Source organism: Herbaspirillum sp. ST 5-3, assembly GCF_004804275.1.
Lineage (GTDB): Bacteria > Pseudomonadota > Gammaproteobacteria > Burkholderiales > Burkholderiaceae_D > Noviherbaspirillum.
In genome coordinates, this window is sequence record NZ_STGI01000003.1 from 129,315 (window position 1) to 152,206 (window position 22,892).

28 protein-coding genes are annotated in these 22,892 nt (G+C 57.7%); 14 read left to right on the forward strand and 14 right to left on the reverse strand.

The window, feature by feature from the left end:
* Positions 1–31: 31 nt before the first annotated feature.
* Genes tatA through E6W33_RS07570 form a run of 5 tightly spaced genes read left to right on the forward strand, consistent with a single transcriptional unit; the run spans position 32 to position 2,764 of the window.
* Positions 32–190 carry a Sec-independent protein translocase subunit TatA gene (gene tatA, locus E6W33_RS07550; RefSeq protein ID WP_136416757.1) on the forward strand — a complete coding sequence of 53 codons (159 nt, stop codon included), beginning with the start codon at positions 32–34 and terminating at the stop codon, positions 188–190.
* 48 nt (positions 191–238) lie between these two features.
* Positions 239–1,210, forward strand: a complete 972-nt coding sequence (gene moaA, locus E6W33_RS07555) for a GTP 3',8-cyclase MoaA (protein ID WP_136416025.1) — start codon at positions 239–241, stop codon at positions 1,208–1,210.
* A 38-nt stretch (positions 1,211–1,248) separates the two neighbouring features.
* Positions 1,249–1,536 carry a hypothetical protein gene (locus E6W33_RS07560; protein WP_136416027.1) on the forward strand — a complete coding sequence of 96 codons (288 nt, stop codon included), beginning with the start codon at positions 1,249–1,251 and terminating at the stop codon, positions 1,534–1,536.
* On the forward strand, positions 1,499–2,029 hold the full coding sequence (locus E6W33_RS07565) for an Rrf2 family transcriptional regulator (RefSeq protein ID WP_136416029.1): 531 nt from the start codon (positions 1,499–1,501) through the stop codon (positions 2,027–2,029). Before E6W33_RS07560 ends, E6W33_RS07565 begins: the two co-directional genes overlap by 38 nt.
* A 57-nt stretch (positions 2,030–2,086) precedes the next feature.
* Positions 2,087–2,764, forward strand: a complete 678-nt coding sequence (locus tag E6W33_RS07570; protein WP_247869566.1) for a nitroreductase family protein — start codon at positions 2,087–2,089, stop codon at positions 2,762–2,764.
* A 240-nt stretch (positions 2,765–3,004) separates the two neighbouring features.
* Here the strand turns inward: E6W33_RS07570 and E6W33_RS07575 are convergent, their stop codons facing one another.
* The 13 genes from E6W33_RS07575 to E6W33_RS07635 all read right to left on the reverse strand — a co-directional run bounded on the left by E6W33_RS07575 (position 3,005) and on the right by E6W33_RS07635 (position 14,363).
* Positions 3,005–4,381, reverse strand: coding sequence for a hypothetical protein (locus E6W33_RS07575; protein WP_136416031.1), 1,377 nt, complete (start codon positions 4,379–4,381; stop codon positions 3,005–3,007).
* A 213-nt stretch (positions 4,382–4,594) separates the two neighbouring features.
* Positions 4,595–4,837 carry a thioredoxin family protein gene (locus E6W33_RS07580; protein WP_136416033.1) on the reverse strand — a complete coding sequence of 81 codons (243 nt, stop codon included), beginning with the start codon at positions 4,835–4,837 and terminating at the stop codon, positions 4,595–4,597.
* 38 nt (positions 4,838–4,875) lie between these two features.
* Entirely contained in the window at positions 4,876–5,910 is a 1,035-nt protein-coding gene (locus tag E6W33_RS07585) for a permease (protein ID WP_136416761.1), read from the reverse strand.
* A 164-nt stretch (positions 5,911–6,074) separates the two neighbouring features.
* Positions 6,075–7,217, reverse strand: coding sequence for an ABC transporter ATP-binding protein (locus E6W33_RS07590; RefSeq protein WP_136416035.1), 1,143 nt, complete (start codon positions 7,215–7,217; stop codon positions 6,075–6,077).
* Positions 7,198–7,878 carry a molybdate ABC transporter permease subunit gene (gene modB, locus E6W33_RS07595; protein WP_136416038.1) on the reverse strand — a complete coding sequence of 227 codons (681 nt, stop codon included), beginning with the start codon at positions 7,876–7,878 and terminating at the stop codon, positions 7,198–7,200. The genes E6W33_RS07590 and modB overlap by 20 nt, the downstream gene beginning before the upstream one ends.
* Positions 7,878–8,669, reverse strand: coding sequence for a molybdate ABC transporter substrate-binding protein (gene modA / locus E6W33_RS07600; RefSeq protein ID WP_136416040.1), 792 nt, complete (start codon positions 8,667–8,669; stop codon positions 7,878–7,880). The genes modB and modA overlap by 1 nt, the downstream gene beginning before the upstream one ends.
* Positions 8,670–8,871: 202 nt before the next feature.
* Positions 8,872–9,435 (reverse strand): sigma-70 family RNA polymerase sigma factor, encoded by a 564-nt coding sequence (locus E6W33_RS07605; protein WP_136416042.1) that lies wholly within the window; start codon positions 9,433–9,435, stop codon positions 8,872–8,874.
* A 98-nt stretch (positions 9,436–9,533) separates the two neighbouring features.
* A complete protein-coding gene (locus tag E6W33_RS07610) occupies positions 9,534–10,184 on the reverse strand; it encodes a hypothetical protein (RefSeq protein ID WP_136416044.1) in 651 nt (216 codons plus the stop codon).
* 9 nt (positions 10,185–10,193) lie between these two features.
* The gene (gene arsB / locus E6W33_RS07615; RefSeq protein WP_136416046.1) at positions 10,194–11,270 is read right to left on the reverse strand and encodes an ACR3 family arsenite efflux transporter; all 1,077 of its coding nucleotides are present in this window, start codon (positions 11,268–11,270) and stop codon (positions 10,194–10,196) included.
* A gap of 17 nt (positions 11,271–11,287) precedes the next feature.
* Positions 11,288–13,066 carry an arsenical pump-driving ATPase gene (gene arsA, locus E6W33_RS07620; RefSeq protein ID WP_136416048.1) on the reverse strand — a complete coding sequence of 593 codons (1,779 nt, stop codon included), beginning with the start codon at positions 13,064–13,066 and terminating at the stop codon, positions 11,288–11,290.
* Between the two features lie 18 nt (positions 13,067–13,084).
* Positions 13,085–13,447, reverse strand: a complete 363-nt coding sequence (gene arsD, locus E6W33_RS07625; protein ID WP_136416051.1) for an arsenite efflux transporter metallochaperone ArsD — start codon at positions 13,445–13,447, stop codon at positions 13,085–13,087.
* Between the two features lie 8 nt (positions 13,448–13,455).
* Positions 13,456–13,935 (reverse strand): arsenate reductase ArsC, encoded by a 480-nt coding sequence (locus tag E6W33_RS07630; protein ID WP_136416053.1) that lies wholly within the window; start codon positions 13,933–13,935, stop codon positions 13,456–13,458.
* Positions 13,936–14,024: 89 nt separating this feature from the next.
* Complete coding sequence (locus tag E6W33_RS07635) at positions 14,025–14,363, reverse strand: metalloregulator ArsR/SmtB family transcription factor (RefSeq protein ID WP_136416055.1); 339 nt, start codon at positions 14,361–14,363, stop codon at positions 14,025–14,027.
* A 393-nt stretch (positions 14,364–14,756) separates the two neighbouring features.
* On the opposite strand from E6W33_RS07635, the gene E6W33_RS07640 reads away from it, so the two are divergent.
* The 3 genes from E6W33_RS07640 to E6W33_RS07650 all read left to right on the forward strand — a co-directional run bounded on the left by E6W33_RS07640 (position 14,757) and on the right by E6W33_RS07650 (position 16,222).
* Entirely contained in the window at positions 14,757–15,242 is a 486-nt protein-coding gene (locus E6W33_RS07640; RefSeq protein ID WP_136416057.1) for an arsenate reductase ArsC, read from the forward strand.
* Between the two features lie 459 nt (positions 15,243–15,701).
* Positions 15,702–16,013, forward strand: a complete 312-nt coding sequence (locus E6W33_RS07645) for a hypothetical protein (protein ID WP_136416060.1) — start codon at positions 15,702–15,704, stop codon at positions 16,011–16,013.
* The gene (locus tag E6W33_RS07650) at positions 16,010–16,222 is read left to right on the forward strand and encodes a hypothetical protein (RefSeq protein WP_136416062.1); all 213 of its coding nucleotides are present in this window, start codon (positions 16,010–16,012) and stop codon (positions 16,220–16,222) included. The genes E6W33_RS07645 and E6W33_RS07650 overlap by 4 nt, the downstream gene beginning before the upstream one ends.
* 370 nt (positions 16,223–16,592) lie before the next feature.
* On the opposite strand, the gene E6W33_RS07655 is transcribed toward E6W33_RS07650, so the two are convergent.
* Entirely contained in the window at positions 16,593–16,976 is a 384-nt protein-coding gene (locus tag E6W33_RS07655; RefSeq protein ID WP_136416064.1) for a hypothetical protein, read from the reverse strand.
* Positions 16,977–17,616: 640 nt separating this feature from the next.
* Here E6W33_RS07655 and pstS point away from each other — a divergent pair.
* From pstS to phoB, 6 genes are all read left to right on the forward strand, one after another.
* On the forward strand, positions 17,617–18,666 hold the full coding sequence (pstS, locus tag E6W33_RS07660; protein WP_136416066.1) for a phosphate ABC transporter substrate-binding protein PstS: 1,050 nt from the start codon (positions 17,617–17,619) through the stop codon (positions 18,664–18,666).
* A gap of 132 nt (positions 18,667–18,798) precedes the next feature.
* The gene (gene pstC / locus E6W33_RS07665; protein WP_247869590.1) at positions 18,799–19,806 is read left to right on the forward strand and encodes a phosphate ABC transporter permease subunit PstC; all 1,008 of its coding nucleotides are present in this window, start codon (positions 18,799–18,801) and stop codon (positions 19,804–19,806) included.
* Positions 19,803–20,648 (forward strand): phosphate ABC transporter permease PstA, encoded by an 846-nt coding sequence (gene pstA / locus E6W33_RS07670; protein WP_247869567.1) that lies wholly within the window; start codon positions 19,803–19,805, stop codon positions 20,646–20,648. Before pstC ends, pstA begins: the two co-directional genes overlap by 4 nt.
* A gap of 25 nt (positions 20,649–20,673) precedes the next feature.
* Positions 20,674–21,441 (forward strand): phosphate ABC transporter ATP-binding protein PstB, encoded by a 768-nt coding sequence (gene pstB / locus E6W33_RS07675; protein ID WP_211097260.1) that lies wholly within the window; start codon positions 20,674–20,676, stop codon positions 21,439–21,441.
* Between the two features lie 45 nt (positions 21,442–21,486).
* Positions 21,487–22,194 carry a phosphate signaling complex protein PhoU gene (gene phoU, locus E6W33_RS07680; protein WP_136416073.1) on the forward strand — a complete coding sequence of 236 codons (708 nt, stop codon included), beginning with the start codon at positions 21,487–21,489 and terminating at the stop codon, positions 22,192–22,194.
* Positions 22,195–22,196: 2 nt separating this feature from the next.
* Positions 22,197–22,886 carry a phosphate regulon transcriptional regulator PhoB gene (phoB, locus tag E6W33_RS07685; protein WP_136416075.1) on the forward strand — a complete coding sequence of 230 codons (690 nt, stop codon included), beginning with the start codon at positions 22,197–22,199 and terminating at the stop codon, positions 22,884–22,886.
* Positions 22,887–22,892: the final 6 nt, after the last annotated feature.

The window sequence follows — 22,892 nt, forward strand, 5'->3', positions numbered from 1 at the left end:
CAGGCGCTGCGGCGTCAGGCAAGGAGTAATGATGGGCGAATTTAGCATCTGGCACTGGTTGATTGTGCTCGTGATTGTCATGCTGGTGTTTGGAACAAAACGCGTTGCCAGCATGGGATCGGACCTGGGTAAGGCGGTCAAGGGCTTTAACGATGGCTTGAAAAGCGAAACGAACAAGCCCGCCGAGTGAGGCGGGCACACGTGACGCCATGATCTGGGTGTAGAGGAGGAAATCGCGATGTTAACCGACGGATTCGGTAGAACGATCGAATATTTGCGGCTGTCAGTAACCGACCGCTGTGATTTGCGGTGCAGTTACTGTCTGCCGAAAGGCTTTCATGGATTCGAGGAGCCGGCGCATTGGTTGAGCTTTGACGAGATTGAGCGCGTGGTGCGCGTGTTTGCACGCTTGGGCGTCCAGCGTATCCGTCTCACCGGCGGCGAGCCGCTGATGCGGAAAAATCTGCCGGAACTGGCCGCACGCATTTCCGCCACCCCCGGCATCAGCGATCTGTCGCTCTCCACCAATGCCACCCAACTGGAGAAACACGCGCACGCGCTACGCGCGGCAGGCGTCACCCGGCTGAATGTCAGCATCGATTCGCTGGACCCGGGCCGGTTTGCCGCCATTACCCAGCGCGATGTGCTGCAGCAGGTGCTGCGCGGCCTGGATGCCGCGCGCCGCGAGGGATTCAGCCCGATCAAGATCAACATGGTCGCTATGGCTGGCATTACCGATGAAGAGATCGATACCATGGTCGCCTTCTGCATGGAACAGGGATTCATTTTGCGCCTGATCGAGGTAATGCCTGTCGGCGAATCGGGCAGGAATACCGGCATGCTTGAACTGGGGCCGACACAGAAGCGCTTGCGCGTGCGTTTCGGCCTGGTCGACGGCATCGTGCCCGGCGCCGGACCCGCCCGGTACCTGGTATCGCAAGACCGGCGGTTTCAAATCGGCTTCATTACCCCCATCTCACAACATTTTTGCGCCACCTGCAACCGGGTCAGGCTGGGCGTGGACGGCACGCTCTATCTGTGCCTGGGACAGAACGACACGCTCGAACTGCGAACACCGTTACGCGATGGATGCAGTGACGGCGAGCTGGAAGCACTGATACGCGCGGCGATTCTGCGCAAGCCGCTACGGCATGAATTTAAGGAACAGCCCTCTCAAATCGTCCGCTTCATGTCGTCCGTTGGCGGATAGGAGGCAGGCTGCATCGAGATTTTTACCTGGAGGAGCGAATGACACCGAATGGCGTGCCGGCAGATCTTTCCAACGTCTATTCTGCCCAATTCGGCAGCGTAGCCGTGGAGATGGGCTTTATCACGGAAGCCCAATTGCAGGAAGCGATGGCTATTCATCTGTGCGCAAAGCAGCAAATACCCGGATATACGCGCTTGGTGCCCACCATTTTGTTCGAGGAAGGCTGGATGACTGCTGCGCAAGTCGAGCAAGTGCTGGATGCCATTCTAAAAGACGTGGGAACGGGAAATGACAGCAAGTCGTTCGATGCCTCTGGCAATATCTAGCGAACGCAAGCTAGACGCGATGTGCGTATCCAACAAAGGAATGGCTGCGGTGCAGGCGTTGGTTGATGTGGCATTGCATCAGGGGGACGGTTACGTAGTCCTGTCTGCGGTCGGCGCACGGCTGATGTTATCGGCCTCGTATGTAGAGCAGATTTTCGCGACGCTGCGCAGGCATGGCTTTGTCGTGGGAACGCGAGGGCCGGGAGGTGGTTACAGACTGGCCCATTCGGCTGAACTGATCAGGGTGTCCGACATCATATTGGCGATGCAAGAGTCGCGCACTGTCGAGCATAGGCGTAAACATGAATGGCAGGATGGTCATTCTGGCCGAGATGCGACAGGTATGGTCTACGCACTATCCATCACCTTGAACAGGAAAATATTCGAATTTCTCGATTCGGTATCGCTAATGGACCTGATAGAGGGAACTGGTCTGGATGGCGTCTCCAGCAGGGGGCGACGTACGAGGAAAAAGACTGGCGCGACCCACTAATGCCGACCACCTTTCAGCATGGACGCAAGAATTCAGTGATTGAAAGCGAGGATAAGAATGTCTCCTATTCCAGACTGGTGTCGACATGAACAAGCCGGGTGCAAGCAAATCGATGCGGTGCAGTCGCCATGTTGCATGGTCTCGTCCGTGCCCGAACCCGATCTCAGCGACTTGGCACAGCGCCTCATTTGCGCGCGCCATAATGTGTCGCCAAGGCGGTTGGCAGCGCCTGGGCCGTCCATTGCGCAAATCCTGTGCTTGCTCCGTGCCGCTGCGGCGGCACCGGATCATGACCGGCTGACACCATGGCGTTTCGTGATCGTTCCCAATGACAAACGTGCATCGCTGGCCGCCGCGTTTGCTTCTGCATTGGCTGACAATGCTCCGGACGCAACGCAGGACCAAATCTCCGCTGCACAGGAAAAAGCGTACCGGGCGCCGTTCATGATGGTGGCAATTGCACGACTGCAAAGCCAAAAAGCATCCGACATCCCTGAATTCGAGCGGTACGTATCGCTAGGCAGCGCAATCCAGAATGTCCTGCTAATGGCACATGCGATGGGGTATGGCGCTGGTCTTACCAGCGGAAAGTCCTTGCATTCGACTTATGTCCGTAAGCTTTTCCATCTCACTGAGGACGAGCAACCGGTTTGCAGCGTCAATATTGGAACTATCGTAAAACAAAAGGCGCCCCATTCTCGTCCCCATCCGCGGGAATTTGTTTCGACTCTGTGAGGCGATTTATTTGGCGCAGATCATCAGCTTTTACCGCAGGCACGCGAAGAAGTGGTGCTTCCTGCCCTATAACGCTGACGTAGGAGGATATATTCCATCCGATATGCTCCTCATCTCGGTCTCCAGACGGCGCCGGCCAGCAGCGCGAGCGAGTTGGCCAAAAGGCCGGATCGTACCTCGAACGCGCGGCGTGTCGCGTCGATATCCGTATGGTCGTGATCATGCGTGGTGCTGATGAACTCATCCGATGTGTTCGTTCGATAGATCAGAATTTCCTAATTGGATCATGTGGGCGTCGACTGAATCTGATTCGTTCGCAACGCTGTATACCGGCGCAAACCCACCGCCTGGCGTTCGGAAGTTCGTGGTTTGGCCTTGGTACAGACGCGCGGCGACCCATTGCACTGCGCCGTCGTACACATAGACTCGTACGTCGAACTTGAGTATCTGCGGCGAGTCTCGATGTCCGATGACCCTTTCGCCAGGGGCAACGATGGCTTGAGCGACATAGTCGTCGGCCAGGATGTCCTGCCAGACGCGCTTGGTCACTTTGTCACCACGATAGGTAGCGCGGCTACCGTAACCCGCGGTCGGCTTAAAGAACAGCCGGCGGCGTTCATTCCATAGCCGGTCGGCCTGCGCGGGATCGACGATTTCCGTATGTGGAATGCCAGCCAACAGGATGGCCTTGATTTCCGGCGTTACGCCCAGTGCGTCAAGACGGCCAGGATCGGTGAGCAGCGCCAGGTTGCGTTTATCGGCATACAAGACATGCGCTTGCGGATGCGGTGTAAGCACCACCGCGCCGTCGAGGAACGCGGTGCGCAGGGTGGCATTCGCCGGTGACGTGAGCATGAAGTCTGTGTGGCGGTTATACACCAGGTCGATGGCCGCATTGCGATGCCACAGGACGCCGTCGCGTAGCGTCAATTCCGACGGCGCGGCGATCACTGCTTCCAAGCCGTTACGCCGAAATAGCTGTTGAAATAACAAAAATTCCGGATACAGGTATTGCTGCTCCGGAGATTCATCGACGATCGCAATGCTGCGTAGAGGTCGGTTGCGTCCGCAACGTTGCCATTCGTTCTGGAACATATCGACAATACCTTGTTCCAGTGCACGAGTGGACGCCAACGGCGGAATCATGCTTTCCATCTCGGGGCAACACGCGCTTTGTGCCCGTGCCAGCACCGCATTGAGCATGGCGCCGCCAGCATTGGTGTTGATCTCGATAAGCCCGACGCTATCTCCATCAATATGAAAATCGTAGCCGTAAAACACGCCCTTGGCGCCACCCGCATCATAGTGCGCGACAGGTGGCGCATCGGCGAGAACCGCGCGGCGGAATGCGGGAAGCGCCACCACGGATTCGACTGCGCCGACAACCTGCGCCATGCGCGCCATATGGTCGGTGGAGATGAATACAGGCTGCGCCGAAAATAAGTACGGGCACCACTCCCTAACGAGTGCCGACAGGCCGGGGGAGCCCAACTCGGATTCCAGCGCGTGGCCCAATGCGGCCTCGTCCAGGCTGGTGCAAAAGCACCCACTGTTGAGCGTCGCCGATACAAGTCGGCTCAATCCGTCGATCGGTGGTGATTCGAGATGAGAACTCATTGTGATGTCCTGGTGTTCTAAACAACTGTAAGTGCGTTAGGGTGGATGACAACGACGTGGTAAGCTGCAACGCCCGACCGGTATCGATTGACCGGCCGGGCCGCGAAGATACACTTCACTCTACGCTGGCGCCGATCCGAATAAGAATGACTCAGGTCAAACATCGCTACATCGGCGACCACGAACGAATCTTTGCTTTCTTTAGTGAAAAACTCAGGTTTTATCGCTTGCCAGCCATTGCTCGATCTTGTCGCGGCTAGGTATGCCGCCAGCGTGTACCACCTTGCCATCGATGACGACGCCCGGAGTGGACATGACGCCATAGCTCATGATGGCCCGGATATCTTCCACCTTGTGCACATCGATCGGTGTGCCTTTGGCTTTGGCGACTTGTTCGATCAGCGAAATGGTGGCGCGGCAATTGGCGCAGCCAGTGCCGAGGGCCTTGATTTCCATTTGGCGCTCCTCTTAAGTAACTCAGACATGGTGAACGGTCAAAGCACTGCGTTGAATATATAGCCGACCACGAGAATCCCGGCCGACACGACGCCGACGAAGGTGGCGATCAGGCGTACTTTCAGCACCTTGCGCAGAATGATCATTTCGGGCAACGACAGCGCGATCACGCTCATCATGAATGCCAGTACGGTGCCAAGCGCCGCGCCCTTGGCGAGCAGCGCCTGCACGACAGGGATCACGCCGGCGGCGTTCGTGTACATCGGCACGCCAATGATCACTGCCAGCGGAACCGACCACCATGCGTCCTTGCCCATGATTCCGGCCATGAAATCTTCCGGTACATAGCCATGAATCCCCGCGCCAAGCGCGATGCCGGCCAGTATGTAGGGCCATACTTTGCCAACGATCTGACGGACGCTGCTCAAGCCCGCGTCAATGCGTTCACCGAGCGTGAGAACGTTTGCGCCGGTAGTCGCTTTCATCCGAGGCATGTTGCGCACCCAATCCTCAAGGTGCGCTTCCATCTTCAGACGCCCAATGATCCAGCCGGAGACGATCGCAACCAAAAGACCCAGACCGAGGTAGAGCCCCGCAATCTTCCATCCGAACATGCCGAACAGCAGCGTTAATGCCACTTCGTTGACCATCGGTGCGGCGATCAGGAAGGAAAACGTGACACCCAACGGCACACCGGCCTGGACGAAGCCGATGAACAGCGGGACCGCCGAACAGGAGCAGAAGGGCGTCACAATCCCGAGACCGGCGGCCATGACGTTGGCCGTTCCCTCGGTGCGGCCTGCCAGCAAGGCACGGGTGCGCTCCGACGTGAAATACGTATTGATTATCCCCATGACGAAGACGATGCCAGTCAGGAGCAACAGCACCTTGGGCGTGTCGTAAAAGAAGAATTGCAGGGCGGCGCCAAGATCGCTATCGCGCATAACCGGCAACACGGCGACCAGTGCTTCCGAGGCCGGCGAGAGCAACTGGTACAGTGCAATCCACACCAGCAATGCGGCAACGAGGAACGCACGGGGACTTGTGCGGACTCGTGCTATGGAACGTTCCATCATGTCAGATTCTCCAGATTGTTGAGGTTTTGAAAACCTTTGCGCGTTACGGCGCACTCAGGTTTTTATCGTTCAATCTGAAGACGAATGAGCCGGAAAAAGGATGCAAAAATTATTGCTGACGCGAATCCTGGCGCAGTCCGCGCAGAGAGCAGGGCGGAACGCTATCGTTCTGCCGTCTGGCCGACTTGGCCTTTTTCAGCCAGGGGCATGATGTGAAGTTGATGCTCGCGCAACACCGCATCGGTGCGTGCGCCGGGTTGCAAGCGAAGCGCTTCGGCCAGACGCAGCGGGATGCGCAGTTGGAGCGGCTCGTCGCATCCCGCAATCCGTGCGGTGATGCGCGCCTGATCTCCGAGGGGCAGGACGACATGCACGATGAGTTGAAGACGGTTGTGGCCGGCAGGGAGCTCGCCGGTGGCCAGCGAGCGCAGGCGCACAGCGCTGGGCGGCACCATCAGACGCACCCGGCTGCCAGCCGGCCAGGTCGCGGCCAGCGGGCAGGCAAGTTGGTTTATGCCCGCCTTGAGCCAGGTCCGCCCGGCCGCATTATCGTGGCGCAGCACGTCGGCATCGAACAGGTTGCTTATGCCAACCATGCGGGCAGCGGTTTCGTTCACCGGGCGCGCGATCACCTCATGAGGCGGGCCGCTTTGCAGCGTGCGGCCATGTGCAAGCAAGGCGATGCGATCCGCAAGCAACAGCGCTTCGTCGAGGTCGTGCGTGACCATCACGATCGGCAAGACCAGCTCGCGCTTGAGCTCGGCCAGTTCGACGTAAAGGGCTTCGCGGGTGGCCCGATCCACCGCCGAAAATGGCTCGTCGAGCAGCAGGATGGCCGGCTCGCGGGCCAACGCCCGTGCGAGTGCCACGCGCTGCTGCTGGCCGCCAGACAGTTCCGCCGGCCGGCGTTGTGCCAGGTCGGCCAGATGCACCTTGTCCAGCCAGGCGTGGGCACGGTGCCGGCGCTCCTGCTCTGGCAGATGGTGCAAGCCCGCCATCACGTTGGCCAGCGCATTCATATGCGGGAAGAGGCCGTAATGCTGTGGCACGAATCCCACCCGGCGGTGTTGTGGCGACAGGTGCACCCCTTGTTTGCTATCGAACCAGCAGACCGATGCGCAGGCGATGCGGCCGTGGGCCGGGCGGGATAATCCGGCAATCAGACGCAGCAGGGTGGACTTGCCGCTGCCTGATGGGCCGACCAAGGCAAGAAGCTGCCCGCCAAGGCAAGTCAGCTCAGCGTCGATCGGAATCGGCGCGGCCTGGCGAACTGAGAGGCTGAAATCAGATCCGGGGCAGTCCATGGCGCCTTCCGAAGCGTCTACCCCAACCACCCGCCAGGGCCAGCACGGCCACCGAGAAAGCGAGCAACAGCAGCGACATGTGGCCGGCCGCCGTGAAGTCGAAGGCCTGCACTTTGTCGTAGATGGCGATGGCAATGGTCTTGGTCTCGCCGGAAATGCTGCCGCCGACCATCAGTACCACGCCAAACTCGCCCAGCGTGTGCGCGAAGGCGAGCACCATGGCGGTCAGAACGCCCGGCCAGGCCAGCGGCAGCTCTACGGTCAGAAGGGTGCGCCAGAAACCCATGCCGCAACAGGCGGCGGCATCACGCAGCTCGTGCGGGATGGTTTCAAACGCGCGCTGGATCGGCTGTACGGCGAACGGGACATTGACAACGATCGAGGCAACGACCAGGCCGGAGAAGTGGAAAACCAGTCCGTGGCCGGTCATGCGTTCAACCTGTTGGCCGATCCAGGACTCGCCGCCCAGGCCGACCAGCAGGTAGTAGCCGACCACCGTGGGCGGCAGCACCAGCGGCACGGCGAGCATGGCTTCGACGAGCGAGCTGCCGCGAAAACGTCGGAACGCCAAGGTACGTCCCACGAACAGTGCGGCTGGCAAAAGCAGCACCACGGTGAGTCCGCCGAGTTCGAGTGACAGCAGGAGCGCAGGCCAGTCCATCACCTGGCCTCGCCCGGCAGCTCAAAGCCGTAGCGACGCATTACGGCGCGCGCGGCGGGTTCCTGCAGATAGCGATAGAAAGCCTGTGCCGTAGCATCCGCGTTCTTCAACAACACCATGCGCTGCCGGAGCGGCGCATGCCAGTCGGCCGGGATGAGCGCGTAGCGGCCGTACCCGGCCATCTGAGGTGATTTCGCCAGCGACAGGGCGATGATGCCGCCGTCGGTTGATCCGCTGATGGCGAACTGCGCGGCCTGCGAGACGTTTTCGCCAAACACCAGTTTCGGCTTGATCGTATCCCACAGGCCCGCCTTGCGCAAGGCTTCCTCGGCGCGGCGGCCGTAAGGCGCATGGGCCGGATTGGCAATCGCAAACCGCCTGATCTTGCCCGCCTTGAGCTGCGCCGACAGCCCGTTCAGCTCGCTATCGACTTGCATTTCGGATCCGGGCGGCGTCAGCAGTACGATGCGGCCGACGGCGTAAAGGATGCCGGTATCGCGGGTGAAGCCATCCGCGTGCAGCTTGAGCACGTAATCTTCGTCGGCTGACAGGTATATCGCAAACGGGGCGCCGCTGCGGATTTGCGTGGCGAAGGTGCCGGACGAGCCGAAGGTAAGCCTGACCGACTGTCCGGTGTCCTTCCTGTAAGACTGCGCGATCTCGTCCAGCGCAAACTTGAGGTCGGCTGCTGCCGCCACGATCGGTTCGGCCGCACGGGCGGGGCCGGTGCCTACCAGCGCCAGCGCGAAGAGCAGGGTGCGGAGCCGAAATGTTGAGTAGCGAGTGTGCATGAGGCAGGCTTTGCCGTGGTCAGAACGCGGCATGCCGCGACCGTGGGCCGGGCCATACGCGCAGGTACATCAAAACAGAATGGCAATTTACTCTTGCGGCCTCGTCTTGCCAAGTGCCATGGCATTCATGACGACACTTCGACGAGGTACAGAGAATTGGGCGGGACTTCGGCGCGTGCCGCAGTTTGCCTGAGCATTAGCTTCAGGTGTCGGTCCGCGACACGTGACAGCACACCGAGCCGGCCTCGTCAAATCTGACCTGGCAGTTCTGGATCATCCATTCACGCATGCGCTGCCGCGTGCGCAGCAGGCGCGATTTTGCAGCGGAGAGGCTGAGCCCGTGCGCATCGGCGAACGCCTGCTGTTTCATTCCCTCGATATCGCACTGTCGAAGAATTTCGCTGTCTTCCTCGGATAATGCCGCGAGCACGCGTGGCAGGCATTCGGCCAGCGCATCTACCGGTGCAAGATCGCATTCTTCCTGAATCAGGTCATCAGGCAGCGGTACCGTAGGTTTGGTTAGTCGCGCGCTGTCGATTAGCGCATTACGTGCGACCTGAAACAGCCAGGCCCGCGGATTTTCCAGGGTGCAGAAGTTTTTGCCCTGGGCGATCGCCTTTAGAAAAATCTCCTGTACGAGGTCGTCGACCAGATGCGGGTCGGGCAGTTGGTGTGCCAGGTAACGGCGCAGCTCGATCTCGTGATCTTCCCACGCATTGAGCACGCAGGTGTCGTTGCCGATTTGTGGAACGAGTGAATTCTTCATCACGGTGCCTCTAGACATCTACTGATGTACGTTAAAACAATGGGGCGGTTCTGTTGACGCATGCTCCTGGGCTGCGCCCTTGGCATTTGACGAACGTGCTAGCTGGATGAATTCGACGACAGCCAGGCTGCAATCGATCTGCCAATGGCTGTTCCGGCAACCATTCCGAAGGCAGCCACACAGAGTTGAACGACGGAGCGATCTGTGCAGTCGGTGATCAGCCCAATGCCCAGGAAAACAGGACCGGAAAAATATCCGTAATACGGCGCGATCCAGAACAGGGCCAGCAAGGTGAGCGGATATGCCAGCATCTGCAGCCCGCGCGCCTCGGCCATTCTGCACAAGAGGCCCAAGGCGAAACTTCCAAACAGGGCGATTTCGATTCGCCACGGAACCGCTTCGGAACAGTAATAGGCATGAGCGTCACCAATGACAGCGGTGATGGCCCAGGCCCCGGCCAGTGTCGCGGCTGCGGCTAAGAATGAGCCATAGAGATCGGAGATGACACGCGACGACACGTGGCCTGCACGCACGCTCACGCGGCGAGGGCCGTACCGCCAAGCAGCCGCAAACGCGAGCGTCGCGGCGAGGGCGATTAGCGCCGGTACCGTCGCCGCATACACCGTGAGCGCAGAGGCGACGGCATGGGCGGTCAGGGCCGGACCCAGCAGCGCCAGCGTGTGCCCTACTGAGGGAAGGTTTTTCTGGCTTGAACCTGGCTTCAGATGGGGAAATCGCTCATGCACCATGCGTGCCCGTCAAGCCCGGTTACCGGCTTCGTACCAGGGTTGAGTGGCGTTGACCACCTTCACGACAAGCAGCATCACCGGCACTTCAATCAGCACGCCGACCACGGTGGCGAGCGCGGCGCCGGACTCAAACCCGAACAGGCTGATCGCGGCAGCCACCGCCAGTTCGAAGAAATTGGACGCACCGATCAGTGCCGACGGGCAGGCCACCGAGTGCTTTTCGCCCACCTTCCGGTTCAGCCAATAAGCCAGCGCGGAGTTGAAAAAGACCTGAATCAGGATCGGTATCGCGAGCAGCGCAATGACCAACGGCTGCTTGATGATGGCATCGCCCTGGAAGGCAAACAGCAGCACCAGGGTCAACAGCAGTGCGCCGATCGACCACGGCTGGATTTTCGTCATTGTCGCGTCAAAGGCGTCCTGCCCCTTGGATAGAAGAAATCTGCGCAGTGCTTGCGCGATGAGGACGGGAATGACGATATAGAGGATCACCGAGGTGATCAGCGTATCCCACGGCACGGTGATGCTGGACACGCCGAGCAGCAAGCCCACGACCGGCGCGAAGGCGAACACCATGATCAGGTCGTTCATCGCCACCTGCGACAGCGTGAAATACGGATCGCCGTCGGTCAGGCGGCTCCAGACGAACACCATCGCGGTGCAGGGCGCGGCGGCAAGCAGGATCAGGCCGGCGATATAACTGTCGATCTGTGCGGCAGGCAGCATCGGCGCAAACAGGTGCCGCACGAATATCCAGCCGAGCAATGCCATCGAAAACGGCTTGACCAGCCAGTTGACGAACAAGGTCACGCCGATGCCCTTGACATGGGCGCGCACCTGGCTCAATGCGCCAAAGTCGATCTTCAGCAACATGGGGATGATCATCACCCAGATCAGCAAACCGACCGGCAGGTTGACTTTGGCGATCTCCATCGCGCCGATGGTCTTGAATACGCCGGGCAAGGCTTGTCCAAGCACGATGCCGACGACGATACAGAGTGCGACCCAGGCGGTCAGGTAGCGTTCAAAAAAGCTGAGCGGCGCACCAGCGGCGCGTTTCCCGTTAACTTCACATTGTGCGGACATGACGGTCTCTTGTTGATTCAGGGTTGAGAATAAAGGTCGGAAGAATGGCGCGCCAGGCTGCGCAGCCGGTCAACACCGACCGGTTCTTGCGCTTGCAACGGCACGACCGCCCAGCGTTGTGCATGGCGGGTGGCGACGGCATCGATCTGCTGCATCTCGTTTGCCGCGCGCTGGCGCAAGAGCGGGGATCGTGGGGCGGCGTAGGCGAGGCTATTGTTGACAATCCAGGCCCATGGTTCGATCCCCGCCCGGCGCAAGTCGTCCTGCAGGTTCGCCGCCTCCAGAACAGGCGTCGTTTCAGCCAGGGTCACGATTAAAATCTTGGTCTGCTTCGGATCTTGCAACTGCATCATGGGGGTGGTGAAGTGCAGTCCCTTGTTGCCCATCTGGCGCACGATTTCGCGGTGATAAGCGCCGGTTGCATCAAGCAACAGGAGCGTATGACCCGTCGGGGCGGTATCCATCACTACGAACTTCCTGCCTGCCTCGCGGATCACGCGTGAAAACGCCTGGAAAACGGCAATTTCTTCGGTGCAGGGCGAACGCAGATCTTCCTCCAGCAGCGCGCGGCCCTGCGCATCGAGTTCCTTGCCTTTCGTCTCCAGCACGTGCTGACGATAGCGCTCGGTTTCGACATGGGGGTCGATGCGACTGAGCGTCATGTGGTCAAGCGAACTGTACAGCGTATCGGCGAGATGGGCTGCAGGATCCGATGTGGTCAGGTGAACGGCATGTCCGCGGCTGGCTAACTCTACTGCGATGGCCGCTGCCAGCGTGGTCTTGCCGACGCCGCCTTTTCCCATCACCATGATCAAGCCGTGTTCGTCCTGTGCGATGTCGTCAACCAGCGCCGCAAGATCGGGCGCAGGCGGAAGCGGCACGTCAGAAGCAGTCGCGTCGGCCTGCGGTGCTGAGGAGGCAAGGAGCTGGCTCAGTGCCGGCAGCCCGACCAGATTGAACGGCATGAGCGCAACACGGTCGGCGGGAAGCCGGGAAACGTTGGGCGGCAGGTGAGTGAGTGCCATTTGCTCGCGTTGCCAGATCGCGGCTGCAAGCGGATCGGTAGCTGTTTCCGCTTCGGGCAGAATGCCGTTGATCACAAGGTATTGTTGAGTCAACCCGATGGCCGCAAGCTCTTCATGGGTGCGGGCCACTTCCTGTAGCGTCGACTGCTGGGCGCGCGCTACGAGGATCAGACGCGTACGTTGCGCGTCTGACAGGGCGTCAACGGCTGCACGGTATTGGTTTCTCTGTTTTTCCAGGCCGGCAAGCGGGCCGAGGCACGACGCATCTCCCTTGCCTTCTTCAAGGAATCCGGTCCACGCCCCTGGCAGTTGCAGCAAGCGGATGGTGTGGCCGGTGGGGGCGGTGTCGAAGATGATCGTATCGTATTCCCGTAGTAACGTCTGGTCGGTCAACAGCGCGGTGAACTCGTCGAATGCCGCGATTTCCGTCGTGCAGGCGCCGGAGAGCTGCTCCTCGATGCCTTTGACAACTGCCTCCGGCAAGATGCCCCGAACCGGACCGACGATTCGGTCGCGGTACTGCTGTGCCGCCGCCTGCGGGTCAATCTCCAACGCAAACAAGCGGGGCACGGCTTGTATCGCCGTGATGCGGTTGCCGATCGCGATGCCGAACACCTGGCCGACATTCGAGGCAGGGTCGGTGCTGACCAGGAGGACCCGCTTGCCCTGATTCGCGAGCCGGATGGCGGTCGCGCACGCGAGCGAAGTCTTGCCGACGCCGCCCTTGCCTGTAAAAAAGAGGAATGGAGGTGTATCTTCGAGGAACCGCATCGCTTGTCCTTTGGATGGTTAGCAGCAGCCGGAGCCGGGCTTGCAGCTGTTTGCGGGTGGTGCCGACACGGCGAACTGGCTGATGCCGGCCCATCGCGCCAGTTCGGCGCGCCGCGGATAACGGCCGGCGAGCGCGACTTCGCCATTGACCAGAATCAGTGGCAAACCTTCCTGGCCGGAGCGCTCCAGAAATCCCTTGACGACCGGGTTTTCGGCGAATGCGAGCGGCTGCTGCGCAAGGTTGAAGCGTTCTACCTTGGTGCCTTGCTGTTCGATCCATTTGACGTCGGCCGCAAAGGTCACCAGCTGCTGGTCGACATCGGCGCCGCAGACGCCGCTGCTGCAGCACAAGGCCGGATCGTAAATTTGAATTGCTGTCATTTTTTTCCTTATGCGCCGATTAGCGCGATCTTGTCCATCTCGGCCTTTAACGCCGCCTTGTCTTCTTTCAGTTTGTCGAGCGGCAGCGCCAGGAAGGCCTCGATGCGCGCCCGCAGGATGCGGTACGCCTTCATGAAGGCTGCGTCGATTTCTTCGTCGGTGCCGGTCGCATGCGCGGGGTCTTCCACGCCCCAGTGCGTGCGCATGACAGGGCCCAAATAGGCCGGGCAGGTTTCGCCAGCGGCGCTGGCGCACACCGTGATGACGATATCGGGCGTCGCGGGCAGGTTGTCCCAGGATTTGCTGTAATAGCCGTCGGTCGAGATCCCTTCGCGCTCCAGCAGCGCCAGGGAACGCGGATGGACTTGTCCCGTCGGTTTGCTGCCGGCGCTCATCGCGCGCCAGCCCTCAGGGGCCAGATGGTTGAAGGTCGCTTCACCCAGGATGGAGCGGCAGGAGTTACCAGTGCAGAGAAAAAGGACATTCATGAGAATCAGGTCTTCGGTTTAGTAATGGGAAACGGTTGAATTTGTTGGGAACGCATGTTTGGGCGTGTGTCTTACGGTACGGCAGGTGCTCAAGATGCCGTATCCACTGTTGCGCACTCTGTCTTGCAGACCGGCGAACAGGGATTGCCACCACAGCAGTTATCCGTCAAGAAACCCATGAGTGCATTCATCGTCTCGAAATTCGCGGCATAGATGACGAAGCGGCCATCCTGCCTTGGAATCACCAAGTCGGCATGAGTCAGTTCCTTCAAGTGAAAGGACAGGGAGGACGGGGGAATCCCGAGGCTTTCGCTAATCTTGCTTGCCGCCATGCCAGCCGGGCCGATTTGCACGAGCAACCGAAAAACGGCAAGTCGCGATTCCTGGGCCAGTGCAGCCAGTGCGGAAATGGCATTCTTTGTGTTCATTGGAGAAAAATAAATCGAAAGCGGTTGAGAATTTCTATGATTCGATAATAATGGAAATATGAGATTGATGCACGCGAAAGTTTGATTTATGTAGTATCACTTTATTCGCCGGCGGGTACTTCAAAACCATGTTGTTCATGTCTGGATCGGCACTGCGCTGGCACTTGCGTTGTTACTCTTATCCGGGCTGCTTGATTAAATTCCGACAGGATCTTCAAGGCAGCTTGTCATCTTCGTGTCATAAACGCACACTAAAATTCGACAATTCCAAAATATTTGAAGCGTCCGGTGTTGACCTTGAAAGCCGCGAACTTGTGATCGTGATGTTGATGTGCTGGTGACTTACGGCAATTACGTACCCGGCATTGGAATCCCTCGGATAGGAGAGACTATATGGACAGCAAAATACATAACATCTTGTTCATTTGCACCCACAACGCGACCCGCAGCATCATGGCCGAGGCCATCATGAATGATTTCGGAGCCGGAAGGTTTCAAGCACATAGTGCGGGGAGCCGTGCCGGCGGCGAGATTCATCCGCTGACACTCGAGGTGCTGCGGATTCAGAATCACGACGTTACACACTTGCGCAGCAAATCCTGGGAAGAGTTCACGCGGCCGGAGGCGCCGAAGATGGACTTTATTTTTACCGTTTGTGATCACGCTGCCGGCGAATCCTGTCCTTCGTGGCCTGGTCAACCAGTCAGCGCGCATTGGGGATTCCTCGACCCTACGACTGTGGAAGATGATCAAGCGCGGCGCAAGGCGTTCAATCAAACCTACGTTGAGATTGCCAACCGCATACGCATTTTCTTGAGCTTGCCATTCGAGAAGCTTGAACGTCGCTCATTGCAGAATGCGCTCAGAGACATGGGGTAGGTCCATGCGCCGGTTTGCGACACAATGCGCATCCGGCGAAGCGCAGCACCACAAGATTCCTAATTAACTTTGTCGCACACCTTGTATGGCCGCAGGGAGTTATAACAAACGGCATAAAAGATGCGTTCCAGACGTTTGCTATCTCAAACTATCCGCTGCTCCGCTGCAAGTAACTTCCTGTATTGCGGAATTCATTCCGCACATTTTCTCAGTTCGTAAATCGACGCGATAGGCAGCGTCGACTTACTTTACGTCAAGGGTTTTGCAACTCGAGCCGCGTTTGTTGGTGGATTTATTGCGATGCAATAACCATGTGCATAAAATGGTCTTCCGTTATATTTCTGACTTTGAAGCACGCTGCATTGATCGCATTGAATCGTCAAATTTGCCTCGATACCGCCCGCGCTGCCTCGCCTGATCATTATTCTTCGTTTCGCTAATTCCCCTGGAGATATTCTCATGAAGCTCGTACACCGCGCTTTCAATTTGCTCGCCATCGTCAGTCTGGTGCCGGCCATCGCATCGGCTGCCGCGCTCGAAGTATCCGGTTCCACTACCGTTCAAAAGCAGTTATTCGAGCCCGCCGCTTCAGCGCTGCAATCGGCAGTCGGCATAGAGACCAAATTTTTGCCAGTTGGCTCAGGTAAGGGTTTGCTTGCGCTTGCAGAAGGGAAAGTATCTGTTTCCGCGACATCGGAAGGCTTAAACGAAACGGTGGAAAGCGCAAAGAAAGCAGCAAAAGAATTGGACAAGCCCTTTTCCTTTCGGTGACGGCGCGCACCAAGCTCTCGCATGAAATGGTCGAGAAAGTGGAAGCCGATTTGCAGCAACAGATCGCAAAGCTGTCCGCAGACGTGAACAAGGCGATCGAAGGCGCCGAAGCTCTATGTGTCGCGCATGGTATTACCAGCCTGGCGAGCTATGACACGGAGCCGTTGACCCTGGAGGTGAAGGTCATTTCCAAATTCGGGCGGTGCTAACTGGAATTGCTCTCCAAGGTGGATCATCTGATGCCGATGCTGGAAACGCCGGCGATCGACGATGTGATTGATACGTGAACCGGATCGTCGCAAGGCGCAGCTCAAGAGGGCGGTGCGCCAGATTGCCGGCACTGCGCGGAATTTCAAGAACGGCCTGCAGCGCAGGATTAATGCCGCATCGGACAATGCGAAACGGGAGGAGAACGACTGCGATGGTAAGGATGGTATGACCGTCAGCAAATTGAGCGACATTCCAACGAGTCATGGAAATGAGGCGCCAGTTGCTGCAGCTATCGAGTTGGAAGACCGGTATTAGCAACAAATAGTCGACGGAAACTTTCAGTAAGCCCGGCCCGATAACACCTGCCCGCTAAATGTTGTAATGTTCAAGTACCGTCTTGGCGCATTCTGCCGGATCTGCTTCATTCGGGCTGAGGATCGGCTCGTTGGCCGGTGCTTGACCTCTCTTGATGCATGCGGTTTTAGCCAATGCGGTTAGCTGGCGACGAACATGGCGACTCAGTGATACACGCTTCTCGTGCTTTGTTAGCGGATAGTGTCCCGAGTAGCGTAACCCGTCTTCAAAAATGATCTCTACTTCGCATTCATTCTGGCACATGCCGGAAGCGTCATGTGCCCAGTTTTGTAGCACCGAGTTAGCAGCCTCGATCGATGTCACTCTGGCGCTCGAAGCAGAACCATCCGAAGGATGAATTAGTATGCGTGAGATGTCGACTTTCTCGCTTGACTGCATTGCCACGGATCCTTGTAAATAGAAACTGCAAGTGTAGAAATATGGGCGCGGGCTGTGAATTCAAGTGTCCGGTTTCATTCTTTGAAAAGCGGCGCCGAACGCATGGGCTTTTCTAAAAGAACGGGTAAATGGTCGTGCTGTCCGACTGGTTCATCAGGTATACACGTGCTTGGAAATCATTCGGTTAATTTACGCGCCGCAGGAACCGCTTTGTCTTCGGGGGCGCGTATTCGGCGTCAGCGAGAAAGCCAAGGGCAATACCGGATGCGGGCGTGATGCCGTTCAGCCGCAATCGACAAAGGTGCGGACAGCCGCCTGCTGCCGTTGATCGGTAGATCGTTGCATTATGTGTTCTGCTATTCCATAATTATGGAAATATTGAATGCTTGGAAAAGCGGAGCTCGCATGAAGTATCACTATGTTAAGCGCCGGGTGATCGAGAATGTCACTGTCTATGTCTGGATGGCGACCCTGCTGGCCTTCTTCGCGCTTTGGGGCAGCGGTTATCTGGACTAATCCCAACCAGATGACAAGGAAGCAAGAAATTTGCTTTTATGAAATTTATGACACGTTGTCATATAGGTGTCACATTGAGGCGCTAAGGTATGCATCGCGTTGTTAAATTAACCTGGGAGCACATATGTATTTCAACCGACTTATCAAAGCCCTTGGCGTCCTTTCATTTGCTGCTGCCGCTTTGTCGAGTGCACACGCGGCCGATACGACGATTACTGGAGCGGGTTCTACCTTTGCCTATCCGATGTTTGCGAAATGGGCCGAAGTGTACAAGAAGTCCTCAGGCACGAGCCTGAACTATCAGTCGATCGGTTCCGGAGGCGGCATTAAGCAGATCAAGGCAAAAACCGTCGATTTCGGCGCGTCCGACATGCCTCTGAAGTTCGAAGAAATGGAAGCCGAAGGCCTGATGCAATTTCCTACAGTAATTGGTGGCGTCGTTCCGGTTGTTAACCTCGACGGTGTAACGCCTGGTCAAATGAAATTCACCGGTGATGTCTTGGCCAAGATCTATCTCGGCAAGATTACCAAGTGGAATGCGCCGGAAATCGCGTCCCTGAATCCGGGTGTCAAGCTGCCGGCAGAAGACATCACCGTCGTGCACCGCGCGGACGGTTCCGGTACGACTTTCCTGTGGACGGACTACCTGTCCAAGGTCAATCCTGAATTTAAGACCACGGTAGGGGCAAACACTGCAGTGAAGTGGCCGGTCGGCGTGGGTGGCAAGGGCAACGAAGGCGTCGCCGCTAACGTTCAACGCATCAAGAATTCGATCGGCTACGTGGAATACGCATATGCCAAGAAAAACAAGATGAGCCACACCCAGGTGAAGAACAAGGACGGCCAGTTCGTCCAGCCGGACGACGAGAGCTTCAAGGCGGCATCGGCCGGTGCAGAATGGTCGAAGACCCCGGGTTTCGCGATTGTCTTGACGGAACAGGCTGGCAAGAGCAGCTGGCCGATCACCGGCGCGGTGTTTGTCATCATGCACAAGGTTCAGGCAGACGCAGCCAAAGGCAAGGAAGTCCTGAAGTTCTTCGACTGGGCATTCAAGAATGGTGGCGATCTTGCGACCGAACTTGAGTACGTGGCGCTGCCTGGCGCGGTAACCAAGTCGGTGTCCGATGCGTGGAAAGGACAACTGAAAGACGCAGCCGGCAAATCAATCTGGTAATCGACGCTGACGGAAACCTTCGTTTCTCCTTAGCTGCCGAGCTCCGACATGCCATCCACAGATGACAGCGGCGCTCGGCGCGTTATGCCCGATCGCAATTTCCGCTCTATGAATGCTAAATCAGCTCCCATGATGACATCTCTTGCAACTGCCGAAAGCAAGGCGATGGAATCCGATATCTCTGCCAAGGCGATGATCGCCATCATGCGCAAGCAGCGTTTGCAAGATTTCATCTTCCATAAGCTGACATTGATTTTCGCGTTAAGCGTCTTGTTGGTATTGGTTGGGATCATCATCTCGTTGATTATCGGCGCCTTACCTGCGCTGAAGGAGTTTGGACCGGCCTTCATTACGACGGTAGAGTGGGATCCGGTCAACGACCAATACGGCGCAATGATCGCGATTGTGGGCACTGTTGTGACCGCATCCATCGCCTTGGCGATCGCGTTCCCGATCAGTTTTGGCATCGCCCTGTTTCTTACCGAAATATGCCCAGCGAAGCTGCGTCGGCCGCTTGGCACCGCGGTGGAACTGCTGGCTGGCGTGCCCAGCATTATCTATGGCATGTGGGGACTGTTCATTTTCGCGCCGCTGTTTGCTGATTACGTACAGCCGGCGTTGCATCAGACATTGGGTAAATTGCCGGTACTCGGCAATCTGTTTGGCGGCCCGATCATGGGTATCAGTATTCTCGCGGCAGGACTCATCTTGGCCGTGATGATTATTCCCTTCATTTCATCCGTCATGCGCGACGTGTTCGAGATTGTCCCGCCGGTGCTGAAGGAATCGGCCTACGGCCTAGGCTGTACCAAATGGGAAGTGGTGCGCAAGATCGTGCTGCCATATACCAAGACCGGCGTGGTTGGCGGCGTGATGCTCGGCCTCGGTCGCGCGCTCGGCGAAACCATGGCGGTGACTTTCGTGATCGGCAATGCACATAAGCTGTCGTGGTCGCTTTTCTCGGCAGGGAATAGCATCGCGTCGACCCTGGCCAACGAATTTGCGGAAGCGGAATCGACGCTGCATATGTCGTCGCTGTTTGCTCTCGGCCTGATTCTTTTTGTTATTACCTTCATCGTATTGTCTGGCGCAAAACTGATGTTGCTGAGCCTGGCTCGCCGGGAAGGAAAAAAGTCGTGAATCCTGTTTATCGCAAGCGCCTGTGGGTGCACCGCTTAGGCATTAGTCTGTCCATCCTCGCAATGGCCACCGGCCTGTTCTTCCTCATGTGGATCTTGTTTACCCTGCTGATCAAGGGCTTTGGCGCCCTGAGCTGGGTGATGTTCACTGAAACCACGCCCGCACCGGGCAGTGACGGCGGCGGCCTGGTGAACGCCATTGTCGGCAGCCTGATGATGGTGGGGGCGGCAACGGCGATCAGTACGCCGATTGGCATTTTGGCCGGCATCTATCTTGCCGAATATGGCGAGGAGAGCTGGCTGGCACAGGTTACACGCTTCGTTACCGATATCATGCTGTCGGCGCCGTCGATTGTGATCGGCTTGTTCGTCTATGCAATCTATGTCGCGAACGTGAAGCATTTCTCGGGCTGGGCCGGCACCTTCGCGATTTCGTTGATTGCAATTCCAGTCGTTGTCCGCACTACCGACAACATGCTCAAACTCGTGCCGAGCGGGTTGCTGGAAGCGGCGTTCTCGCTTGGCGCGCCGCGCTGGAAGGTGGCGATGATGGTGCGCCTGCGTGCGGTCAAGGCGGGTGTCGTGACCGGCGTGCTGCTCGCAATCGCACGCATTTCCGGTGAAACGGCACCGCTGCTGTTTACTGCTTTGAACAACCAGTTTTTTAGCTCCGACATGAACGCGCCGCTTGCGAACCTGCCGGTCGTGATATTCCAATTTGCGATGAGCCCGTACGACAATTGGCGGGAACTGGCATGGGGCGGTGCGCTGCTGATCACCTTCAGCGTGCTGGGTCTGAATATTCTGTCACGCACACTATTTAGCCAGAAGGTTCCGAAGTAATATGAATGATCGAGGCATCCAACCCATGCAGAAGGCCGAGAAGACCACGCTGCAAATCTCAAACCTGAATTTTTTCTACGGAAGTTTTCAGGGATTAAAGAACATCAACCTGAATATCCATGAGAAAAAGGTGACGGCCTTCATCGGTCCGTCCGGCTGCGGCAAGTCGACCCTGCTGCGCACGCTCAACCGTATGTACGACCTGTATCCCGGCCAGCGTGCCGAAGGCCGGATCATGTACCACGGCCACAATATTCTCGATCCGGGTCAGGACTTGAATATGCTGCGTGCCAAAGTCGGCATGGTGTTCCAGAAGCCGACCCCGTTCCCGATGTCGGTGTATGACAACATCGCGTTTGGCGTGCGTCTGTATGAAAACCTGTCCAAGGGTGAAATGGATGAACGTGTCGAAGGTGCGCTGAAGAAGGCAGCCCTATGGAGCGAAGTGAAGGACAAGCTCAACAAGAGCGGCTTGTCGCTGTCCGGTGGTCAGCAGCAGCGCCTGTGTATCGCGCGCGGCATTGCAGTCAAACCGGACGTTCTGCTGCTGGACGAGCCGACCTCGGCGCTCGATCCGATTTCGACCGCCAAGATCGAAGAACTGATCAGTGAACTGAAAGAGGATTACACGATCACCATCGTGACCCATAACATGCAACAGGCAGCGCGTTGTTCCGACTATACGGCGTATATGTACCTGGGCGAGCTCGTGGAGTTTGGCGAGACCGATCAGATTTTCATGAATCCCGTAAAGAAGGAAACGCAGGACTACATTACCGGCCGTTTTGGATAGTTTCCACGATACGGCCGTCTACTACTGAATACAAGGAGCCCTTGCATGCCAGGTGACCACTCTTCAAAGCAATACGATATGGATCTCGAAACGATCCGCTCCAAAGTGTTACTGATGGGCGGATTGGTGGAGAGTCAGTTCAATGACGCGATCGCGAGCTTTCGCACTGGGAATATCGAGCAGGCGGAACAGGTTATCAGGTCGGATGAGAACGTCAACCGTCTGGAAGTCACGCTGGACGATGCGTGCAGCCACCTGATCGTGAAGCGTCAGCCGGCGGCGAATGACCTGCGTACGGTAATAGCAACGCTGAAGGTGATTACTGATCTGGAACGCGTCGGTGACGAAGCGACGAAGATTGCTCGGACTGGCAAGAATCTGCAGGAGCGCGGCACTGTCGGCGTGCTCAATCACTACGAGTCGATCCGCGTGATGGCGGCCAATACCGCCAATCTGCTCCATGATGCACTGGATGCTTTTGCCCGGCTGGATGAAAAGCAGGCAGCCAAGATCATTGCGCAGGACGTTACCATCGACCACGAATTCGGCGCCATCCTACGCACGATGATCACCTTCATGATGGAAGATCCACGTACGATTTCGGTTGCACTCGATACGCTGTGGGTGGCCAAGGCGATCGAACGCATCGGCGACCATGCGAAGAACATTGCCGAATATGTGATTTACGTCGTCGAAGGCAAGGACATTCGCCACACCGATTACGTGTACACCAAGCTGGATAGTTCGGTGTGATCATGGCAGTCGACAAAACTACGATCCTGGTCGTTGAGGACGAACCGTCGATTGCCGAACTGGTGACCTTTTCGCTGCAGGAAGCGGGCTGGAATACGTTTACCGTCGGCAGCGCTGGCGAGGCATGGGAGTTCATCCAGCGCCGCTCGCCACAACTGATTCTGCTCGACTGGATGCTGCCGGACCAGAGCGGCCTGCGCCTGCTGTCGCGCATTCGCGCCGATCGTCAGATGCAGGAACTGCCGGTCATCATGCTGACGGCGAAAAGCATGGAGGAGGACAAGATCGCCGGCCTCGATAACGGCGCCGACGATTACATCACCAAGCCTTTTTCGCCGCGCGAATTGACTGCGCGCATCAAGGCGCTGCTCCGCCGTAAGAGCCCGGAGCATGCGCAGAGCCTGATGACCGTCGGTGCAGTCGCGCTGGATCCGGCCAGCTGCACGGTCATGTTGCATGGCCAGAAGATCGATATCGGCCATGCTGAATTCAAGCTGCTGAAGTTCTTCCTCGCGCATCCGGAGCGAGTGTTTTCGCGCAGCCAGCTGCTGGACAAGGTGTGGGGCGATCACGTGGCGATTGAAGAGCGTACGGTGGACGTACATGTGCTGCGACTGCGCAAGGCGCTCAAGGAAGCAGAGACTCTGATCAAGACCGTCCGTAGTGTAGGATACATGTTGTCCGAGAAATAATTTCAT

Excerpts from the sequence above, each read along its gene's own strand:
- E6W33_RS07655 (WP_136416064.1), bottom strand. The coding sequence starts at position 16,976 with ATGCAGTCAAGCGAGAAAGTCGACATCTCACGCATACTAATTCATCCT.
- pstB (WP_211097260.1), top strand. The coding sequence starts at position 20,674 with ATGCAGAAGGCCGAGAAGACCACGCTGCAAATCTCAAACCTGAATTTT.
- E6W33_RS07640 (WP_136416057.1), top strand. The coding sequence starts at position 14,757 with ATGGACAGCAAAATACATAACATCTTGTTCATTTGCACCCACAACGCG.
- E6W33_RS07605 (WP_136416042.1), bottom strand. The coding sequence starts at position 9,435 with ATGAAGAATTCACTCGTTCCACAAATCGGCAACGACACCTGCGTGCTC.
- phoU (WP_136416073.1), top strand. The coding sequence starts at position 21,487 with ATGCCAGGTGACCACTCTTCAAAGCAATACGATATGGATCTCGAAACG.
- arsB (WP_136416046.1), bottom strand. The coding sequence starts at position 11,270 with ATGTCCGCACAATGTGAAGTTAACGGGAAACGCGCCGCTGGTGCGCCG.
- arsD (WP_136416051.1), bottom strand. The coding sequence starts at position 13,447 with ATGACAGCAATTCAAATTTACGATCCGGCCTTGTGCTGCAGCAGCGGC.
- modA (WP_136416040.1), bottom strand. The coding sequence starts at position 8,669 with ATGCACACTCGCTACTCAACATTTCGGCTCCGCACCCTGCTCTTCGCG.
- E6W33_RS07630 (WP_136416053.1), bottom strand. The coding sequence starts at position 13,935 with ATGAATGTCCTTTTTCTCTGCACTGGTAACTCCTGCCGCTCCATCCTG.
- E6W33_RS07610 (WP_136416044.1), bottom strand. The coding sequence starts at position 10,184 with ATGGTGCATGAGCGATTTCCCCATCTGAAGCCAGGTTCAAGCCAGAAA.
- E6W33_RS07645 (WP_136416060.1), top strand. The coding sequence starts at position 15,702 with ATGAAGCTCGTACACCGCGCTTTCAATTTGCTCGCCATCGTCAGTCTG.
- E6W33_RS07570 (WP_247869566.1), top strand. The coding sequence starts at position 2,087 with ATGTCTCCTATTCCAGACTGGTGTCGACATGAACAAGCCGGGTGCAAG.
- pstC (WP_247869590.1), top strand. The coding sequence starts at position 18,799 with ATGACATCTCTTGCAACTGCCGAAAGCAAGGCGATGGAATCCGATATC.
- E6W33_RS07590 (WP_136416035.1), bottom strand. The coding sequence starts at position 7,217 with ATGGACTGCCCCGGATCTGATTTCAGCCTCTCAGTTCGCCAGGCCGCG.
- E6W33_RS07635 (WP_136416055.1), bottom strand. The coding sequence starts at position 14,363 with ATGAACACAAAGAATGCCATTTCCGCACTGGCTGCACTGGCCCAGGAA.
- modB (WP_136416038.1), bottom strand. The coding sequence starts at position 7,878 with ATGGACTGGCCTGCGCTCCTGCTGTCACTCGAACTCGGCGGACTCACC.
- moaA (WP_136416025.1), top strand. The coding sequence starts at position 239 with ATGTTAACCGACGGATTCGGTAGAACGATCGAATATTTGCGGCTGTCA.
- tatA (WP_136416757.1), top strand. The coding sequence starts at position 32 with ATGGGCGAATTTAGCATCTGGCACTGGTTGATTGTGCTCGTGATTGTC.
- E6W33_RS07565 (WP_136416029.1), top strand. The coding sequence starts at position 1,499 with ATGACAGCAAGTCGTTCGATGCCTCTGGCAATATCTAGCGAACGCAAG.
- E6W33_RS07580 (WP_136416033.1), bottom strand. The coding sequence starts at position 4,837 with ATGGAAATCAAGGCCCTCGGCACTGGCTGCGCCAATTGCCGCGCCACC.
- E6W33_RS07585 (WP_136416761.1), bottom strand. The coding sequence starts at position 5,910 with ATGGAACGTTCCATAGCACGAGTCCGCACAAGTCCCCGTGCGTTCCTC.
- arsA (WP_136416048.1), bottom strand. The coding sequence starts at position 13,066 with ATGCGGTTCCTCGAAGATACACCTCCATTCCTCTTTTTTACAGGCAAG.
- E6W33_RS07575 (WP_136416031.1), bottom strand. The coding sequence starts at position 4,381 with ATGAGTTCTCATCTCGAATCACCACCGATCGACGGATTGAGCCGACTT.
- pstS (WP_136416066.1), top strand. The coding sequence starts at position 17,617 with ATGTATTTCAACCGACTTATCAAAGCCCTTGGCGTCCTTTCATTTGCT.
- E6W33_RS07560 (WP_136416027.1), top strand. The coding sequence starts at position 1,249 with ATGACACCGAATGGCGTGCCGGCAGATCTTTCCAACGTCTATTCTGCC.
- phoB (WP_136416075.1), top strand. The coding sequence starts at position 22,197 with ATGGCAGTCGACAAAACTACGATCCTGGTCGTTGAGGACGAACCGTCG.